Genomic DNA, 18,451 nt, shown 5'->3' with positions numbered 1-18,451 from the left:
CGCTGAAGCCGACTAAATGCAGCTGGGCTGGTAGGCCGGATCGGCGGGGCCGGAGGCCTTTCCGAGTGCGTGGGCCACGATCTGGTGCACCACGGGGTCGTTCGGCGTCTGGTCGTGTTCGATGGGATCGGCCGGGCACTTGTCCTGGATGGTGAGGTTGGTGACCTGCCGGGCCGGGCCGTTGAGGAACTGGCTGTTGTAGGGAATGACCACCTCGTCGTTGACCGTGGAGATGACGGTGTAGGACGGTCCGGCAACGGTGTCGCCGATGGAGTTCAGCTTCTGCATGAATGCCGATCCTGCCTGCTGGTCGGCGCAGGAAGCACAGTTCAAGGCGGTGTAGTTCGGCGGCGGCAGGAAGTCCGGCGGCGGGACAATCAGGCCTTTCGTGCCGTGGTTGGAGGGTGCGATGCCCACCAGGTGATGGACATACTTGGCTCCGCCCAGGAAGCCCATGTAGTAGCGGGGCATCATGCCGCCCTGGCTGTGGCCCACCAGATCCACCTTCTTGGCGCCGGTAGAAGCACGTACCGCGTCCACGAACGGGGCAAGTTCCTTCGCCGATTTGGTCACCGGCGCGGTGGCGTAGACGCCGTTGGTCTCGCCGTAGTTGAGGGCGAACACGCAGTACCCGGCGCTCTTCAGGTAGGGCGACAGGGTGGACCAGTTCTTCGCCATGCTTTCGAAGGTCCCCGGCACCAGGATGACGGGGTAGGGGTGGGCGGCGGAGGGCTTGCAGGACCAGTCGTTGGCGCCCGGCGGGGCAACGTCAAGGGTGCCCGCCTGGGCTGTGGCCGCGGTAAGGGAACCGGCAAGGACGGCGGCCGCGGCGATTGACAGGGTTCGGGTAAGCAGTGACATAGAAACCTCTTCGTTCGTGTGTCAGCGGGTGGAACCAGCCGCGGCAGCTTGTTCGTCGTGCCAAGCGAGTCGTTGCCGCGGTCCTTAGATGCTAGGCAGCCTGGAAGCCCCTAGGAGTGGACTGCACGAATGTGCACATAAAAAGCGGTGCCCGGAGGCGCCTCTTCACCACGAGGCGAAACACGCTCTTTCACGCATAGCTACTGGTCAGTAGCTAGTTCCTCACGGAGCCTGGCAAGTGGACAGCCGGAGCGTCTGCACAAACGTTCACAACCGGCGCAGCGGGGGCCGGCCATGAAAGAGGACGCGGTTGCTGGCCGGTGACCTCGAACCATTGGACAGCACCGCTTGCGTTCACCCGCCCCTTCACCCTGCGGGGCAGCCTTCGCTGCTGCTATTGCCGAGACCTTCGGAAAACCTGCAACCCCGCACCTATCCGCCGCGGCGTGTGATACGAATCACTTGAGCCAGCGGGATCTCCTCACTGGCCATCAATAGAGGAGTACATTGTGAAGCGAAATTCTGTCATGGCCCTTGGGGGCTCAGCTGTTATCTTACTTGCCGCCACAACCTTCGCGGCTCTGCCGGCCCAGGCCCACACCGAGAAAAACGACACCAAGGGCAGTGACAAGAACGTCACTCTCACCGCCACCCTCACCCAGCTCAATGGTTCCGGCGCCTCCGGCACCGCCAAGGCCGTCGTCGGCAACAAGATGATCAAGCAGATCGAAGTGCACGCCAACGGCCTGACCCCCGACGCACCCCACGCCCAGCACATCCACTATGGCCAGCAGGCCCTGAACGAATGCCCCACCTTGGCCCTGGACCGCAACGGCGACGGACGGCTGACCACGGTGGAAGGCATCCCCGCGTACGGCCCGGTGGTCGTGTCCCTGAACACCACGGGCGACACCACCCCGGCAAGCTTTCTCGCCGTGGACCGCTTCCCTGTTGCCAAGGACGGCAGCTATGACTACAAGCGCAAAAACATCAAATTCACCGACGTCGCCGGCACCGGCTACCCCGGCAACGGCGGCACCGGAACGGCGAAAGACATTGCCGAGTCCATCCGGGACGGCGAGGGCGTCCTGGTGATCCACGGCCTCGACTACAACGGCAACGGCATCTACGACCTCGGTACCGTCGGCGCCAGCGAGCTCAACCCGAACCTCCCCGCCGAAGCCACCGATCCCGCGGCCTGCGGCGTCCTGGAACGCCGGTAGGGGTTCCGGGGACTTTCGGCATCGCATCCCCCAGTACGACGGCGGGGCCGGTCACCAGCGGTGGCTGGCCCCGCCGTCTCCGATGTGCACCGGGTGACGGCTGTCAGGCCAGGCAACTGCTCAGGGGGCTGGGGTGAGCAGGACGTTCTGCGTTGGCGACGGCGGCTGATGTGGGGATCGCGTTGTTGATCGCCGGAAGTGTCAGCTGCCGGGCGGGTGGTACTGAATCTCGTCTGCCTTGGCCAGGGCTTCCATCGTTTCCTCGACGCTCAAGAGCACCGTCGTTTCGAGCGAGCTCAGTGCTCCGCCTCCGCTGATCGCCAGTGCAACCGCGGCCATGGACACGTTGTCCGGAGCTTCCCACAAGTTGTAGCCGTCGTGGGCGCCGAAGGCGTACCAGAAGCCGTGGAGTTTCCCGCCGACCGATTCGATGTAGGTCTGTGCGGCCTTTCTGCGGTCCTCGGGGTTGCTGATCAGCCGTGCCCACGTCTCCGGCGTGTAGCTGAACTTTGACAGATAGAGCGGCATTGTCTTGTCCTTTCGATCCGAGTCATACCTGGAATCACTGCCACTATCCCGTGAGCGAGGGTCACTGTCGTATTCATCCCGCTGTCCAGGCTCGTTCTCCTCATCGTGCTCCGGCCGGAGCGTCTGCCACAAGGGTCGAAGGCCACAGCGAGCGCGGAGGCCCGCGGGAAAGTCCATACTGGTCCCGTGATCAGAACTGCAAGAATCGACGACCTTCCGCGCCTGCGGGCTATCGAAGCCGCGGCCGGCGAGGCGTTCCGGGCCTTGGGCATGGCGGCAATCGCGGATGATGCACCACCGACGCTGGAAGAGTTGGCGGTATACCAACGCTCCGGGCGGTGCTGGGTAGCCGCCGACGCGGAGGGTACCCCGGCCGGCTACATTCTGGTCGACCGCATGGACGGGAACGCCCACATCGAGCAGGTCACCGTCCACCCAAAGCATGCGCGGCAGGGCATCGGCCGGTCCCTCATCGGGCATGCGGCGGAGTGGGCCCAGGCCAACGGTCTGGCACGCCTCACTTTGACGACTTTTCGCGACGTTCCGTGGAATGCGCCCTACTACCAGCGGCTGGGCTTCGTGTCTGTCCCCGAAACCCTCTGGACAGATGGGATACGCCGGACTGTGCTGGCCGAAGGCGATCACGGCCTCGATGCGTGGCCTCGGGTGGTCATGGAACTCCCGCTCGAGTCAGGGCCGGGAAGATCCTGAACGGCGTCCCCCGGTGGTCTGCTCAGAACTGGTCTGCACCTCCATCACGTACACGGGCAACGGCTGCCACCAGCGCGGCGGCAGCCTGCAACCCCTATCGCTCCGAGGAGGCAACAGCTTCGGAGCAAGATGCCTTATACCTGCCTGTCATCCTCGACTTCAGGCGTGCAGAGTCGTTGAACGGGCTAGCGCAGGGCGTCGCACAGATTCCTTTGCTTCCCTGAAGCGCTTTGGAAGGTAGATTTTCCGTTCGCGTCGTTCGTGATCACAGCCTTTCCCGTGTAGAGAATGGTGCGGGCACCGCCCGTATCTGACGGGAAGAAAATGAACACGTTTTGACCCGTCAGGGTGAACGTCGTCGTTCCGGTGGCGGGGGGCTTCGGCGCCAAGGTGTGCGTCACGGACCCGTTCGTGGGCACGGTGATGGACTTGCCTGTTATCACGTTCGTAAAGGTCAGGATGAACCCGTCTCCGCCTGCAACAGTGCGTATGAAACCGTTCTTTTCCCGGGTCACTTTCACCGCCTGGTTGCCATTAGTTCCACTCACAGCTGCTCAAAGTAGCTGCCCTTCATCCGTTCCGAATCCGCAAGATCCCGGTACGAATCAAGAAGCTGATCAAAAGTCGTCGACACAGAGGCCCCCAGTGGCAGTCAGGCAATAGAGAACCGGCTAGGAGCCGGCAAGTCGATCTTAGGCGAGTTGGGGCACCAGGACGGTATTTGGGGAAGGACGGATCTGGGTAGAGCTGCGAACTAGCGCCGGGGGCGAGCGCAAAATGCAATATTGTCCGACCTCCTAGGTAACCTAGGGCCGTAACTGCAAAGAGGCGGGTTGGGGAAGCATGAGCATTTGGTCCGAAGAACAATTGGCGTTACTGGAATCGGTTAAGGGGTCAACCGGATCCGCCTCTCCATCCCGCGTGCCCGCCATTCGTTCAACGGAAAAGCCTGTCGCATCCCGACCGCCGACGCCGGTCTTCGACCGTGCTGTGATACCTGTCCCCGAAGTTGCGCAAATAGTAGACTCCCAAGTTACCGACGTCCTGAGCATCCTTCGTCAGCTCGGATATACACGGAAGACAGCCAGTTCCCTCCTGACAATTGGAGAAGCGGAAGCTGTGCGGCTGAAGTGGGAATCGGCAAATTCCACCTCCGCGCGCCCGTCAGTTCGTTTGGGCGACTTGGCGAGTGAACTGAAAGTCGACATCCATGTCCTAGCTCTCGAGGCACGGCGGGCCGGCATCCCTGTTCGAGGCACCCGCGACCTGTTCATGTTGTTCGAGGTGGAAGCCGAGCAACTTCGGGAGTTCGCGTCGTCGGCTCCCAAGCAGAACGCGGAGCCAACGAACAAGCCAGATTCAAGCAAGCGGCCTACGCTGGCCGATCCGGATAACTACAGGCCTTCGCCCGACGGAAGGATCACCTTGCGAGCCTACGATTCCTTAGAGCACCGCTTTGCCGCGGATTTGGTGCAACGCGGCTTCCTCCCGAAACGTCGTGCCGTGAAAGCGTTGCCAGGGCTCGTTTGGCCACAAATATTGGACCACCGGAAGTGGATGGAGCAAATTGCACGGGCGTCCAAAGAACAGCGGCATCCGAGTAATACGGATGTGGTTTCAAACAACCCCGCGGTTCGGCCGGCTCAGCGACCCGCTAACTCGAACCATGTAGCGACATCTCGGTCCGGCAATTCACTCCAATTTACCGGGGCGATCAAACCGCCGAAGCCCGACTTCGCCGTGGCTATTCAGCGCGCGCAAGCGATGCGATCTGTGGCGGCCGAACTCAACCCTGAGATTCCGTCCCCACGAGAGATCAAATTGGCCGCACAAGTTGATCCTCTGCCGACGGCGATTGGCAAAGGATCCGCAGCGATCGAAGCCCTTGAGGTGACGCTGCGCGGTTTCGCTCCCAAGGACCATGCCGTGTTCTTCGGCGAACTAGAAGCAGCGCTGGAGCTGGACGAACGGATCGTCCGCTCCGCGCCAGTGAACACCGATACGTCTAGGATGACGGATCGGCCCTTGCGTAGTCTGGTGCGCCTCGTCTGCAGCGGGAAGTTCGGCCTATTCGCCTACCACGAGGTCAGCAATACCATTCGCTCGGCAGCGCGAAAGAACAGTCGGAACGCCTCGCCAGCGTCCATGGCCAGGGCGCTCATGGATCTTCGCCCCATGTACACCGGAGTTCTCACGGATGCGGGAAAGAGCAGGTTCATCTTTTGGCTTGTCGAGCAGGATGGAACCCAACTGGCGGTCGTCACTTTCGGGGCCATGTCTGATTGGGTCCGGGGAATGCGCCTCGGCCAGTATGTCCCACTGCGCGGACGGCTGATGACCGTATCGCGCCATGTGAAGCTGACCGATATGGACCGAGAAGACGCCCAATTCATGGCCGAGGCCGCTTTCAAGCTTCGGGAGGGCATCAAAATCCGCCGGACCGCGACCGTGTCCGATGAACCGCGAGGACGGAACTACCTCGACACTCGGGCAGCCGCACTTCACCGCACGCTCACCTACAAACCGCACAGCGGTTGGTTGATTCCTGTGGTCATCGAGAACGGATTTGCCACGGCCGGCCTCCAGGAGGGGTTCTTCTCGAACCACGGTGGCAGAAGCGCCCATGAAGTTCGCCCCTTCATGCGTCGCGCGCCGGGCACTTCCCGGAACGCACCGAAGACAGTCTCGGTGAGCGCCCACACACGCGGCGGCTACGAGGTCGGTGACATTGGGTTCATGCCGACAGTGACAATCTTGAGAGAGCTGGGGGCAACCGAGCGGAGTCGCTCCTGACCTATGAAAGTTCTCTATCCTGCAAAAGCGGTAGAGCGCTCGTGATTGGCGGTCGCGATGTGTCTCGCCGGGCATAGGGCCTGACAAGTCCTCCATGCGATGACTTAGAACACCGAAGAGCTCGTCTGCTTTACGAGAGCCGAAAGGTCATGTGGCGTGAGCCAAGGGCTGCCGCGATGAATCATTCGGTGACAGTTGGAACAGAGCAGCGCCAGGTCGGATAGCTTCGTCTTTGTCTCTCCCGAAACATACAAAGGCAGAACATGGTGAACTTCTATGAAGTCACGGCCTCGAATGCCGTATACAGCGCCGAAATCAAACGAACAGACCTCGCATGCGATCGGTAGCCCAGCTCTTGAGGTAGCGGCGATCTTATTGTTCCTCAGTTTTGGATCTCGTTCACGTCTTCGATGGCGAGAATAGAGCAGTTTTCCTTCCGCCCCTTCGTAATCCACATCTTCAGCCACTGGCCGTTGCAAACGTCCGCCATGTCGCAGCACTTCCTCTTTGATTTCTTCAACTATGGCCAGAGTCTCCGTGGGGTTTCTCCGGAATTGCTCTAGGACAATTCGATCCAACCGATTCCCTTTGGTCGGTTTACCTTGATAAGTGGGCAGCTGTGTGACGAGGTCCCAAGCCTTCCTTCTGACCGAGTCTGAACTGCGGAAATTGGAATCACGCGATTCGTAAGCGTGCAGTGGACTCGCTTTCAGCAACTCCGACAATTCCTCCAACAATGGATCACCCCGATAGGGAACCTTCCAAGCGTTCCTCTGCAAAAGTTCACACACTAACAGGATCTCGTCACGCACCCAGTCCACAGCCATGCGACGAGCGTAGCGGACGGATCGAGATCCACACGCCGTGGGTGTCAAGACACGCAAGCCCTGCGCCCGGAGGACGGCGAACGTCGGTTGAAGCAGGAACTATCACGCTGACGTGCCTCTGCAGAGAGTGCGGCACAGGAACGAGCTTGGCATCATTCTTCCGTGTGGCAGCATTTGTGAGACCGTCCGCACACGATTGACTGCCTCGACGTCCGTGCGTAGTCAGATTGTCTGTCCAACCTGGTATCCTGGAGTGTCGGATATCAAGGGGTGCATGTGTTTCCAATTATTGATCTCTTCGCCGGGCCCGGAGGCTTGAACGAAGGATTCTCCAGTGTCAGAGACGAAGAGGGTGGCTTCGTCTTCAAGACTTTGGCGTCGTTCGAGATGGACAGCCTCGCCTGCCAGACGCTCAGGTTGCGAGCAACATATCGGGAGCTCGTACGATCCGGAGGCGATCTGCAACCCTACTTCGACTACATCCAAGGCAAGAAGACGTGGCAGTCCGTTCTCACCGGAGCTTTCAAAGAGGCCTATCTAGCGGCGAAGACCCACGTCTACCAAGTCGAGCTCGGCGAGAACAACCGCCCCCAGGTGGATGACTTCATCGAACGGCAGCTCGGGCCGGAGGAAGAGCGAGGACATTGGGCGCTCATCGGCGGTCCGCCGTGCCAAGCGTATTCCCTGGCTGGGAGGTCCCGCAGGACTGGAGATGAATCCTTCGCGTCAGACCACAAGCATTTCCTCTACCGCGAGTATCTCCACATCCTAGGCAAGTTCAAGCCAACGATTTTTGTCATGGAGAACGTTAAAGGGCTGCTGTCGTCGAAAAATGGCGACAGCAGCATGTTCCAAACGATCCTGGGTGACCTCAAGCGTCTCCCCGGCGGCGCGAGCTACGAAATCCGTTCTTTGGTCGTCGATGCTGAACCGCGGGACTTGGACCCGTCGGACTTCATTATTCGATCCGAGGAACACGGTGTCCCGCAGAAGCGGCACCGCGTGATCCTGCTCGGCGTTCGGACCGATGTCGCAACCACCGTTCCTCGTCGAGTTCTAAACAAAGCTGATGGGGCGGTCACAGTTCGGGCCGCAGTCCAGACGATGCCGAGCGTGCGTGCGGAGACTTCCAAGCGAAGGCCGAAGATCGATCTGGACTGGCAGGCTGTGCAGAGCGAGGCCCTGGACGAGATGCGAAAGATCGACGTCGGGACCAAGCCTGAGCCTGTAAAAGCCGGGACCCTTGCGGTGGATACATATGAGGCGTGGATCCATGAGGATCGGCTCAGCGCACCGATACAGCATCTCCCCCGTGCTCACATGGTTTCGGACCTAGCACGATATCGAGTGATGGCAGAACTAGCAGAGCGCTTGGGCAAGAGTCCGAAGTACACTGATCTGCCGACGTCCCTCCATCCCGAGCACAGCAATGTCGGCAAGGTGGGCACTCCCTTTACTGACCGCTTCAGAGTGCAGATTTGGGACGCTCCGGCCACCACTGTGGTTTCACACATTTCCAAAGACGGGCACTACTACATCCACCCCGACCCGGCACAGACGCGCAGCTTCACCGTACGCGAGGCAGCGCGCCTCCAATCCTTCCCCGACAACTACTTCTTTGAAGGGCCCAGGACTCAGCAATTCCACCAGGTTGGAAATGCGGTGCCCCCGCTGCTGTCTAAGCAGATCGGTGATCTTGTTGCCGACATGCTTGGGTTCATCAAGAAGTGAACGTCTGTCAGCGCTTTGAACTAGCTGTTGCTGATAATGGGGTGCGGGCGTCTGCTCAGAACATCGGCCAATTGGCCGCAAATCTACTTGCCTGAAAATCGGCCGTACTGGGCGTCGCCGTGGGGGCCTCCGGCAATGGGATACCCAACGCGGTCGCGGATTCCAAGAACAGTGCGGTGACGAACTCGTCTATCTGCCCAGGAGTCATCACAAACACGGATTGGACCGCCATCTTGCGAAGCAGTCGTTTCGTGGCGTCTCGGAATAGTTCCATGCGCCGTCCGGTGTTTGATTCCGAGGCAAACGCCAACAAGCCAGCCCCCATGGCACGGGAGAGGAGCGGGTAGCCTCCAATGCGCGGCTTCTCCAGCAGGTTGACTACCTCATCTTCCCCCAACTTTCCCGCAAGTTCGGGACCCAAAAGGTGGACCCGCCACCATAGTCGACCAATTGTCGTCCTTGTCATGTCGAACAATCGATCCTCGGAGATAGACCACTTCTTGGCTTGTGCATTGAACCGTCCATACCGCCAGAGGACCACGTCAGGCACTACTGCCGTATTAATGAAATTCCATACGTCAATCGATGACGCGTCCGCCGGCATGATGGTCATCTGGGCATGAATCTCAGGCCCAACACTGCGGTCGAATTCTACGAGGACTTTGCTGCTTACCGCTGATGGAAAGCCGAATTCCTCGGCAATTCCAAGAATCTTTGACCTGAGAATCGTCAGCTCTTCTGAACCTGCGCGCTGCCGGGCTAGAGGGTAGTACTGGGCCAGGATACTCTTCAGATCGAGTGACGCACCGATCTCGGACAGACTTTGCGTTCTTAGCAGTTCCCACGCCAGAGAGGCTTCATACAGGGGCGTGCGGGGGTAGCACAGCAAGGCTTCCAGCTCCGCCATTACCTTCCACCAATCTTTGCTTGTAGTTCTGCTTCAACCCGACCTGGATCCTCACGGTAGCGTTGCTGAAGCTGGTCCGAAGACGCGCTCAACAGCTTGACCACACTGCTTAGGACGTACCCGAGCGATTCCTCCGGGTATGGAACCTGAAGGCTCAGTTCGTCATTGCTGAGCGCTTCACGCAGGAGCTGACGCATGAAGTCCACCTCAAGAAACCTCAGCCATGCCTCCGCTTCCGGCGATTCCGAGTCCTCCAGCATCGCAAGAATGGACGGGTTGTCGACATTCATCCACAACCAAATAGCGGCCGAGGCGCTGGCAGCCAGATCATGGGTTGTCAGGCGGAGCCACCACATTGAACCGCCCGAAGCGGCAATGCCGTGGTCAGCAAAACTGACCGGCAGCATCGGAAGCCGTGGTGCAATGCCCTCCAAGAGAACTTTTCGATCGACCCGAAAGACTGTGTTTCCAAGTTTCGTTGGCGCAAAGGGGCTTTCTGGAGTACGGCCCCCGTCGAGGAGTGAAATGTGGAACTCAAGAAGTAGAGCGCCGGAAACCTGACTTGCCGGAACGGTCAAGTAGATTTGCTGACGCCCGCTGCGCACAACGCGAACATCAGATGTCAGGATGACCGGGGTGCCCGAGGACCGCGCGACAATGACGGCGCCAAGGCGCGCATCTGGGGGAAGCCTAAGGCGCCGCAGGCTAGTATCAAGGTCCAGTTCGATGGAACATTTGACGTAGATGTCATCGTAGTATGTCCAGTCCTGAGCAAGCATTTCTCCATCGGCGAGAGGGGTGTCCCCAAGGGAAATCTCCCACGTAAGGGTGGAGACATCCTCGATCGGCAGTGTCAGGTGCCCTAAGCTAATTGCCTGCAAATTCGAGCTCCTCTACCGTGGCCGTGACGCGGATGGCAGCGTCTGCCGGCTGAGTAAACACTGCTGTGAACTCGTCGTCGCAAGGCACTGGAACAGTCAAAACTTCCTGTGAGGACAGCGAACCGGTCCCGGACATCCAACCGGCGAAGCGTGGTAGCTCAGCGTTCATAGGGCTTGCCGCTTCATTTCCACCGGACTCAGTCACGACACGGGCCACAACGCGGACAGCCAGCGAGTTTCCTGGCCGTCCACCGGTCAGGGCAAACCTGTATTTCGCAACGACTTCCCCGTCCTGGAGGTCGAGGGACGCTTGGGCGACTTGACGTACCGCGGCCTTCCTTGGTCGTTTCGTCCCCGGGTTGCTCGGCTCTGCTAGGGGCTGGTTCTCGGCACCCGTGCCAGAAAATCCAGACAGCAGTCCACCGAGAGCGGCTGCCACCCGAGAGGCGCCCCTGGAGGCCACTCCGTTGCCGGCTTTGGCGCCCTGGATCGAAAGCTCCCGGAAGGTTTCCCGGATTCTGTCCAGTGCAATCCTGACAGGATTCGGAGAATTTTTTGCCGCGACGGCTTGCTGATACACCCAGTCGTCATGAGTCACCGGTTCTGATTTGGCGAACGCTTCGTTCATTTCAGGCGCCGAAATGAACACCCCAAAGACCGGCACCCCGTTCGGCTGGGCCGATACAGGGAGGTACTTTACAACCATTCGCGGGTCCCGCAGGAGGGCAACAGCGTTTTCAAGTTCGGATCCCGTGGCTACCGGATTTTGACTGACACGATGTGTAAGAAGTCCCAGGCCTCGATTTGGTCGTTTGCTGCGGATTGGGGTGTAAGTCGTCTGCCAATCGCTCTCATAATTAGGATCCATGATCCGCTTTCGGCCCTCAATGTACGCCGTAGCAAACTCGCGGTAAACCGGATGGTTCAGCGGCTGCGGCCCGGGAATTGAGAGACTGTCCGCGCTGAATCCAAACTGGATGTTTGGCCCGCTTCCGGTATCTATGGCGTGCGGCCATGCCCACTTCATGGCGGCATCCGCAATCGCTGCCACTCGTTCACGGCCGTTCGTGACTCCTGCGAAATCCGGTGCCACAACCATGATGCTCGTACCAGTATCGTCCTCCGACGGAACACGCATGCCCAGACGTACGGCTAGCTCGCGAGCAGCTGAACCGGTAAGCGGATCTACGATCCCGCCCGTCCCGGGTACACCCCACCAGTTTCGCCCCGTATAGCGGCTGTCACCATCGTCGTAGTCACCGTCGCCACCGGACACTCCGATGATGCGGGGCTCAATCAGCCCGTGGTCGCGTGCCTGCGAGTAGATAAGGCATAGGCCGATCTGGCTTGCCCTGTACAAGACCCCTTTGCCAAGTCCGTATGTTCCGCCTTCCAGGCCCTTGGCCGTGGAGCGACCGAGATTCCGAACAAAATCGACGAAATCCCGCCGTTCACCCGATTTGCCGGATACATCGGCCCGAATGGGGCCGCCCAAGCCGCGTGTCCCCGTATCGGAAATCACGAGAACGCGCATGCGATGATCGAAAATATGCTTGTTCAGATCCGACGATTTGCAATGCGGCGGCAGTTGAGCAAAAACCTCGTGAGTCAAGATACGAGTTTGCTCCTGTGTCATCTCATACTCATCCACGGAATATGAAATTCGACCAGTCTTTTCCGTTCTAGCGTCCCAACTGTTCTGGAGGGACTCGCGGAGCACTAGATCCCAAAGCCCCAAGGAGGTACGCCCGATGGCGTTGTCGGCAGAACGCGCGTCGAGACCGCCGTCGGGCCCGTACTGCTGCCGATAGAGCGACAGCGTCACTTCTGCCCGCCGCCCGCCAGTGCGACCATTGCCAGATCCAGGTCCATCTTTTCCATGTGCCCCAAATCAATTGAGTAGGAAATGTTGCCAAGCTTCTCAATCGTGCCGGACGGAAACAGCGTGTCCGCGGTGATCCTTGGGAAGGTGGCGCCAACCAAGAATGAACTCTCCGACAGCGTTGTAAATCTAAGTCCGTCGTATGCGGACGAGTCCGCATCTGAATAGTTCGCGCCGCTGAGAGCTGTCAGAAGTTCAAGCCTGGAAACGCCGAGTGCGACCAGCTCCTTGATCTTACCTGGGACGGATGTCCCGTTCGGCGAGCGCTCCATTTGCAGGGCTCGCAGGTAGAGGTCGCCCCGATCTGGCACGGCCAACTGACGGCCACCATGAATGGTGACCACCATGTTGTTGTGATTGGTCGTGGCCTTGACCTCTATGGAGCAGTCCGCGAACACGAAATCGTGACGGTTGCCTTTTGGCCCTTGCCACGCTGATAAAGCCTTAGGACCATGAGATTTCACTAGTTCTTGGAGCACCGTGAGTTCAGCCATGATGCCCGCCAACTGCGCGGCGCCCAAAAGGGTTCCCCGTTCGGCTTCAAAAAGATTTCTCCAGCGGTCGAGAGTCGCCGATACTGCGTTTGATGCCGCTTCGGGGTGCAGTTCGATGGCATCCAGGACGTCATCTGTCAGGAGTCCGAATTGATGGTGCAGCTTCGGATCGATGCACCGGAGAATCACAAAGGGTCGCTGCACGCCGTCAACAGCAAGCTCAAGTGTTTGCAGTGACAACGACTTACTGTGCCAGTCCAAAGGGCCGGCCTTTGATGTCCCCACCGGGACGAGCACTGTGGGCCGGCCTCCAGCATCCACGGCACAAAGCACCTCGCCGTCGGCCGCTGATATGCCAGATTTCCGGGAATGAAAGCTTCCAGCAGCAGAGACATCCTTTGCGAGAAAGTCAAAGACCGAAGCCGATGACTCCCTCATGCCTTCACCAGTTCGTCTTCGACAGCCTTCGCTTCGTCCAACTCATCGGCCGCTTCCAGTTCCTCTTCAAGGGCTTCGAGGTACTCAGCGTCTACCTTGGCGGCGACGTAATCGACCACAGATCGAGGATTGCGTGAATCGGGGAACATGAAGCAGAGCCCAATCACGTCGGCTGCCGCGAACAGCGGAACTCTGCGGTCCTCGGCCGCTTCCAGAGCTGACCTGTCGAGGTCGGGGTCAGATTGCTTGGCGATAGGGTAGATGCAGAGGAGGCCCTTTCGCTCCGTTTCCCGCAGTTGGCGAAATTGAAGCAACTTTCGGTCTGTGATCTTGTCCGTGGGTTTAAGGTTTAGCGACTTCCGGATGAAATCCAAACCGACACCAAGATCGGCAACACGGTCGGATGTCGATGCAATTGCTTTCAGATTGGCAGTCCCATCGTCGCTAGGGATATATAGCTTTCTACGGCGCAGGAGCCGCACCTTGCCTCCAAGCCCAAGATCCAACTCCTGGTCACCGTTGACGGGTTCCATGAGCACGACATCCCAGCGCTTCAGGTCGCCTTCGGCGCGTTCCTTTTCGATGTAACGGCGGATCGCGTCCTTGTCGATGGACTTCGCCGCGTCATGTACTTTGTAATCATCTAGGAAGTCAAGAATCTCGTCGGCTGAAACGTCACGGAATCCCCGTCGAGTCGCTTCAAGTTCATGTTCGTCGTGGCCTGCGCTAATCAGTCGCCCAAAGAGGTTCTTAGTTGCCGTTATATTGTTTTTCAACCAATCGCCGTCGTCTTCGTTGAACATGATCGTCTGGACACGACGTCCTGAATAACTGACTTGCGCTTTCACCGCGGAACGCATTTTTGCTGCGGATGTCACCGACATTTGAGGGTGGGTCCGTATCTTGACGGGAAGTTCTGCCGGCGTCTTGCCCTCGGCTTCGTAAACCTGGATCTCCTCGCGGATCTCGGCCTCAACGATGGATAGCATGAAGAACCAGTTCTTCAGTTCGGAACTCATCCAAATGCGGATCAGATCTTCGTAGCCCACTCGGTACCCAAACCAGCGTCCCATCTGGAGCAAGGTGTCGTAAGCCGACGAGGCACGGACGAAGTAACTCGACGTGAGCCCTTCGAGCGTCAACCCGCGCGACAGCGTGTTGCCGCCGATGACGATGGCCGTCTGCGGATGCTCTTTGTCGTACTCCAAGCGGTCGTTTGATTGATAGTTATCCACAATGACTTTGGTGGCGCGGGAGGCCTCAATCAAGTGCGGAGCCAAGTCGTCAAACGCAATCGGCGGATTTCCAAATGAATCGGCCGTCACACGAGCCGACTCTGACTCCCAAAGATCTCGAAATACGTCGAGGGCCGTGGCTGCCTCATTGACTAGTTCCGCCCTAAGCCCATCCAAGTGATCAACGACCGCCTCCGCAGTCTTCTCATGTGCGCCAGCCAGCATGGAAGTATGGATAAGCATTGAAGAATGGGCAATTTTGCCGGCACGGAGACGCCGGGCCGCCGTGGCCAAGAGGAACCACCGGATTGCCGCGTCCATTGCATCGGGAACCCCGGGGGACCACTGTTCGAGCAGTGTCTTGTTTCGTGGTGGACGAACTTCGTCGACCTCCAAGTCGGAAATCAGGCGGACCACATCCAAACCATCATCCACGGAGTCCTCGAGGCTCTCTCCTTCCAGCTGACCAAATATCCGTTCCGCGCCAAAATAGTTATCGGGGCGAGGCAGGTCCACGATGAAGTCTCGTGGATAGAGATCATGCTCGACACTCGGATCAATAAGCAGATTGGCGAAGGGCGTTGCCGTATATGCGATGTATGCAGCTTTAGGGTTGGCCAAGAGGTCGCGGATCAGGCCGTTAATGGTTGACTGACGCTTATTTCCGACATCAATGGACGCCTGATCAGCCTCATCGTCAATGATCAGAATCGGACAATCTTGACGCGTAGTCGCAGATGCGGTTTTGATCCACTTGTGGAGGCGCCGGAGCCTGGAGGGATTCTTCTTCACCACGGCTATTGAACGCATGGCCCGATTGCTGAGAATCGCGTCCGCCGGAGTCGTCACACTGAAGTCCAAGTCGACAGAAGTCAAGGGATGCCAGATCGAACTGCAGGGTTCGATCAAATAGTCGTTGATCCTGTCCTGCGTCTGCGTGCGTAGGTTCTCCGTCGTTCCGGTGAGAACTATGATGAGCCGATACCCCACGTCGGCCGCTTTCGCCACGACGGACATGAAGTTCGTCGTCTTGCCGCTCTGAACGTAGCCAAGTACAAGCCCTCTTGTACTGATGGACTCTTTGCCCGGAGGACTCCCCAAACCGATGACTTTGGAGGACGCCGCATCGACGCCTTCAACTGCAGCCTCAGGCAGTTCCTGAAGCAATCTAGATTTAAGCGTCGGCCACACCACGTCGTCTTGACGAGGACCGGCGTACCAGAACCCGACTTTCCGGTGCCTGTCCGCCAAGAACTCCGGATCCGGGATCTCCTTTATGAGATTCAGTCGCTTTTCGTACACTACGCGCGCTGCATGGACGAGCCCCTCCGGTGCATGCGCCAACGCTGTCTGGGCGCCCTGCAGTGTCATGCCGCCTGCCACCAGGGTTGCGAGCGTGTCAGCCATCTTTTCCAGTTCGCTATCCGAGTACTCCGGTGCCCCCATGCTGAACCCCATTTTTCCTTATGTGTGATTTACCAAAGTCTTGTCAGATGGTAACGGCACGGCCCGACGGATAGAGAATGCCACGCTCTAACGCCAGAACGAGCAGTTGTTTCGCCCGTCGGCAGCGTGAAGGCCAGGGCGAACTGCCGTGCGCCCGGATCTCATGTCTGAGGAGTCACGTACGGCCAACACTCCGCGCCAGTGAGGATCCGTAAAAAGCAGTGTTTGGCCAGACTGGCAGAGATCCACCAACATTCTGCCCGCAAGCGGCTCCAGGATGTGAAAATGCCTGTCGGAGATTGTGAAAAAGCGTTCTTGGAAGCGGCTGCCCACGAAGGCATCCAGCTGGTCAGATACACACAACCGTGGTTGAATCAGCGGGGCCACTTCGGCTTGCCCGGTGATGCAGGGGCCGTCTTCATTCCCTTGGATAAGATCTTTCACGAACTTGGCGGCGACGGTGAGGCGCAATCAGCCAAGCGAACAACCGCGCTGCCCGGCGACTTCATCCACCTGCCCACGGGGACGATGATCGAAATCGATGAGGTTCAGCACTTCACTACATTCCGCATGCGGACCTTCGCACACTATCCCGTGGAGGCCAGCCTGGGTTTCGACACTGACGAGTATGTGGATCTATGCAAAAGGTTCTGCCGGACGGCAGACAAATACCGCCTCAACAAGGCGGCTTCCGGGTTCGGACCCGGCGGCCGACAGCGCCAGAGAGCCTACAACGACGCTCTGCGCGATCTAGTAATTCCTGCTATGGGCCAGCCGCCCTTGATCCGCATCCCAGCGCCCGACGGTGATGGTGCTGCTGCGTTTGAGCGGAACAGCGTCCGAATTCTGAGGTCACTGTCATGAGCCGACCCCACGTCTTCGTCGCTATGGCTGACATGCTTAACCTCAAATGCGATGCCTGGCTGCTTCCGACGGACTCCGCCGTCCGAATCGAACAGCATTGGCTACGGGCGAATCCCGACCTCCGAGGGATCGCCGCCGCATCGGCTTCGAAAGATTTTCGAGCAGGGACAGTTCTCGCGGAGCCCGTGGCCCCCTGGGAACCGGCGGATCCACTCCCCGTTCTGACGGCGGTTCCGCTGGACGGCAACTGGGATTCCACTGCCGTAGCGCGGCGACTGGAGGCATTCGTGCGTGCCGCCACCAGTGCCACTCCCAGTCCGGCGCTGCGGCCCTACAGATTGCTCGCCGTTCCGTTCTTCGGGACTGCCGGCGGCGGCGCGGGAAACCACCTCGGAGCCATGCTGCGGGGGCTGCTGGAGGTCTGCGCAAATCTGGCGACAGAGTTCGGCGTCGACCTGGTCATCGTGCTCCGCGATAAGGCAGCCTTCTCTCTTGCCCAGAAGCTCCGCCGGGACGCGGGCGGCTGGGAGTGCTGGCCTACTCTGGGTGACGGACTGCGTACCAAAGCGCAAGAGCTCGGCGAGCTCGCGCGATCGGGCCATTTGGTGCCCTTTCTCGGTGCAGGAGTCAGCGTCACCGCCGGAGCGCCGAGCTGGAGGGACTTGCTTACAGCCTTGCGCGCTGGCGTCCAGCTGGAGGAGGGGGCAGCTGCTGCATTCGAGAAACTGGCAGTACTCGACCAGGCCGGTGTGTTGGAGCAGCTCTACATTGACCAGCACGGTTCCCGGGCCGCCTTTGGTGAAGCCGTGGCAAAGGCAGTGAATCTGGAGAAGTATGGCCTCGCCCCGGCGCTGCTTGCCGCCGTCCCGTCGTCGGGAGCAATCACGCTGAACTATGACCGGCTCTTCGAGTTGGCTTGCCAGGATGCCCAACGGCCGCGAACCGTCCTGCCGGAGAACATTCCTGCAGTAGGCAACAGCTGGCTGTTGAAACTCCACGGATCTGTCAGCCAGCCTGCATCCATCGTTTTGACGCGCGATGACTACCTTGGTTACAACAGCAACTGCGAAGCCCTGTCCGCCTTGGTCAAGGCCCACCTGCTGACGCACCATCTACTCTTCGTGGGTTTCGGCCTAGCAGACGACCACTTCCACGAGATCGTCCACGATGTCCGGCGCGCTCTGCCGGAGGGACATTCCGAGGGGCACCACATGGGGACGGTGCTCTCGCTCTTCCACGAGCCACTTCAGTCCATGGTCTGGAAGGGGAAGCTGGACATCCTTTCGATGCCTGCACATGCCGGCGCCGAACCCTCAAACGTCGATCAATCAAGGCTTGCGCTGGCGACCTCGGGACGAGAGCTCGAAATCTTCCTAGACATGCTGGGCGCCTACGCCACCGATAATCACTCGTATTTGCTGGCACCCGCCTATGACGCCGGCATGAACGACGCCGAGGCGCAACTTCGCGCCCAGCTGCTGAAACTGGCCGTGCAGCCGCGACCACCCGGAACTGAAGAAGTATGGGCTTTGCTCGATGAGACCCTCGAGCGGCTGGGTCATTGCGGCTCCAACTGATCTGGTGTCTGGGTTGAAGGGCAATAGTTTGCGAATCCAAACAGCATCGCGTT

15 protein-coding genes are annotated in these 18,451 nt (G+C 59.3%); 6 read left to right on the top strand and 9 right to left on the bottom strand.

Features of this window, described 5'->3' with window-relative positions; all coding sequences use genetic code 11:
• Nucleotides 1-12: 12 nt before the first annotated feature.
• On the bottom strand, nucleotides 13-861 hold the full coding sequence (locus BJG92_RS11610) for a triacylglycerol lipase (RefSeq protein ID WP_232084161.1): 849 nt from the start codon (nucleotides 859-861) through the stop codon (nucleotides 13-15).
• Nucleotides 862-1,370: 509 nt separating this feature from the next.
• On the opposite strand from BJG92_RS11610, the gene BJG92_RS11605 reads away from it, so the two are divergent.
• The gene (locus BJG92_RS11605; protein ID WP_232084160.1) at nucleotides 1,371-2,084 is read left to right on the top strand and encodes a hypothetical protein; all 714 of its coding nucleotides are present in this window, start codon (nucleotides 1,371-1,373) and stop codon (nucleotides 2,082-2,084) included.
• A gap of 201 nt (nucleotides 2,085-2,285) precedes the next feature.
• On the opposite strand, the gene BJG92_RS11600 is transcribed toward BJG92_RS11605, so the two are convergent.
• Nucleotides 2,286-2,612 (bottom strand): GYD domain-containing protein, encoded by a 327-nt coding sequence (locus BJG92_RS11600; RefSeq protein WP_232084159.1) that lies wholly within the window; start codon nucleotides 2,610-2,612, stop codon nucleotides 2,286-2,288.
• Nucleotides 2,613-2,798: 186 nt separating this feature from the next.
• Between BJG92_RS11600 and BJG92_RS11595 the strand changes: the two genes are divergently transcribed.
• Complete coding sequence (locus BJG92_RS11595; RefSeq protein ID WP_232084158.1) at nucleotides 2,799-3,323, top strand: GNAT family N-acetyltransferase; 525 nt, start codon at nucleotides 2,799-2,801, stop codon at nucleotides 3,321-3,323.
• Between the two features lie 185 nt (nucleotides 3,324-3,508).
• Here the strand turns inward: BJG92_RS11595 and BJG92_RS11590 are convergent, their stop codons facing one another.
• The gene (locus BJG92_RS11590; protein WP_232084157.1) at nucleotides 3,509-3,871 is read right to left on the bottom strand and encodes a hypothetical protein; all 363 of its coding nucleotides are present in this window, start codon (nucleotides 3,869-3,871) and stop codon (nucleotides 3,509-3,511) included.
• Between the two features lie 634 nt (nucleotides 3,872-4,505).
• On the opposite strand from BJG92_RS11590, the gene BJG92_RS11585 reads away from it, so the two are divergent.
• Nucleotides 4,506-6,116: a hypothetical protein gene (locus BJG92_RS11585; RefSeq protein ID WP_232084156.1), complete on the top strand. Its 1,611-nt coding sequence runs from the start codon at nucleotides 4,506-4,508 to the stop codon at nucleotides 6,114-6,116.
• 104 nt (nucleotides 6,117-6,220) lie between these two features.
• Here the strand turns inward: BJG92_RS11585 and BJG92_RS11580 are convergent, their stop codons facing one another.
• The gene (locus BJG92_RS11580; RefSeq protein ID WP_232084155.1) at nucleotides 6,221-6,943 is read right to left on the bottom strand and encodes an HNH endonuclease; all 723 of its coding nucleotides are present in this window, start codon (nucleotides 6,941-6,943) and stop codon (nucleotides 6,221-6,223) included.
• Between the two features lie 276 nt (nucleotides 6,944-7,219).
• Here BJG92_RS11580 and BJG92_RS11575 point away from each other — a divergent pair, with 276 nt between their 5' ends.
• Nucleotides 7,220-8,674, top strand: coding sequence for a DNA cytosine methyltransferase (locus BJG92_RS11575; protein WP_232084154.1), 1,455 nt, complete (start codon nucleotides 7,220-7,222; stop codon nucleotides 8,672-8,674).
• 55 nt (nucleotides 8,675-8,729) lie between these two features.
• Here the strand turns inward: BJG92_RS11575 and BJG92_RS11570 are convergent, their stop codons facing one another.
• From BJG92_RS11570 to BJG92_RS11550, 5 genes are all read right to left on the bottom strand, one after another.
• Nucleotides 8,730-9,581, bottom strand: coding sequence for a hypothetical protein (locus tag BJG92_RS11570; RefSeq protein WP_232084153.1), 852 nt, complete (start codon nucleotides 9,579-9,581; stop codon nucleotides 8,730-8,732).
• A complete protein-coding gene (locus tag BJG92_RS11565; RefSeq protein ID WP_232084152.1) occupies nucleotides 9,581-10,462 on the bottom strand; it encodes a hypothetical protein in 882 nt (293 codons plus the stop codon). Before BJG92_RS11565 ends, BJG92_RS11570 begins: the two co-directional genes overlap by 1 nt.
• A complete protein-coding gene (locus BJG92_RS11560) occupies nucleotides 10,449-12,074 on the bottom strand; it encodes a hypothetical protein (RefSeq protein WP_232084151.1) in 1,626 nt (541 codons plus the stop codon). Before BJG92_RS11560 ends, BJG92_RS11565 begins: the two co-directional genes overlap by 14 nt.
• Before the next feature lie 209 nt (nucleotides 12,075-12,283).
• The gene (locus BJG92_RS11555; RefSeq protein WP_232084150.1) at nucleotides 12,284-13,276 is read right to left on the bottom strand and encodes a PD-(D/E)XK motif protein; all 993 of its coding nucleotides are present in this window, start codon (nucleotides 13,274-13,276) and stop codon (nucleotides 12,284-12,286) included.
• Nucleotides 13,273-15,969, bottom strand: a complete 2,697-nt coding sequence (locus BJG92_RS11550; protein ID WP_232084149.1) for a Z1 domain-containing protein — start codon at nucleotides 15,967-15,969, stop codon at nucleotides 13,273-13,275. The genes BJG92_RS11555 and BJG92_RS11550 overlap by 4 nt, the downstream gene beginning before the upstream one ends.
• A gap of 189 nt (nucleotides 15,970-16,158) precedes the next feature.
• Here BJG92_RS11550 and BJG92_RS11545 point away from each other — a divergent pair, with 189 nt between their 5' ends.
• Both BJG92_RS11545 and BJG92_RS11540 read left to right on the top strand, forming a co-directional pair.
• Nucleotides 16,159-16,821: a hypothetical protein gene (locus tag BJG92_RS11545; protein WP_232084148.1), complete on the top strand. Its 663-nt coding sequence runs from the start codon at nucleotides 16,159-16,161 to the stop codon at nucleotides 16,819-16,821.
• Nucleotides 16,818-18,398 carry an SIR2 family protein gene (locus tag BJG92_RS11540; protein WP_232084147.1) on the top strand — a complete coding sequence of 527 codons (1,581 nt, stop codon included), beginning with the start codon at nucleotides 16,818-16,820 and terminating at the stop codon, nucleotides 18,396-18,398. The genes BJG92_RS11545 and BJG92_RS11540 overlap by 4 nt, the downstream gene beginning before the upstream one ends.
• Nucleotides 18,399-18,451 lie beyond the last annotated feature (53 nt).

Origin of the sequence: Arthrobacter sp. SO5 (genome assembly GCF_020532805.1) — a bacterium.
Lineage (GTDB): Bacteria > Actinomycetota > Actinomycetes > Actinomycetales > Micrococcaceae > Arthrobacter.
Note: the sequence above shows the minus strand (reverse complement) of the source record. Positions and strands in the feature narration are given on the sequence as shown.

Coding starts and splice junctions, on each gene's coding strand:
- BJG92_RS11610 (WP_232084161.1), bottom strand. CDS start 861: ATGTCACTGCTTACCCGAACCCTGTCAATCGCCGCGGCCGCCGTCCTT.
- BJG92_RS11600 (WP_232084159.1), bottom strand. CDS start 2,612: ATGCCGCTCTATCTGTCAAAGTTCAGCTACACGCCGGAGACGTGGGCA.
- BJG92_RS11580 (WP_232084155.1), bottom strand. CDS start 6,943: ATGGCTGTGGACTGGGTGCGTGACGAGATCCTGTTAGTGTGTGAACTT.
- BJG92_RS11570 (WP_232084153.1), bottom strand. CDS start 9,581: ATGGCGGAGCTGGAAGCCTTGCTGTGCTACCCCCGCACGCCCCTGTAT.
- BJG92_RS11555 (WP_232084150.1), bottom strand. CDS start 13,276: ATGAGGGAGTCATCGGCTTCGGTCTTTGACTTTCTCGCAAAGGATGTC.
- BJG92_RS11550 (WP_232084149.1), bottom strand. CDS start 15,969: ATGGGGTTCAGCATGGGGGCACCGGAGTACTCGGATAGCGAACTGGAA.
- BJG92_RS11540 (WP_232084147.1), top strand. CDS start 16,818: ATGAGCCGACCCCACGTCTTCGTCGCTATGGCTGACATGCTTAACCTC.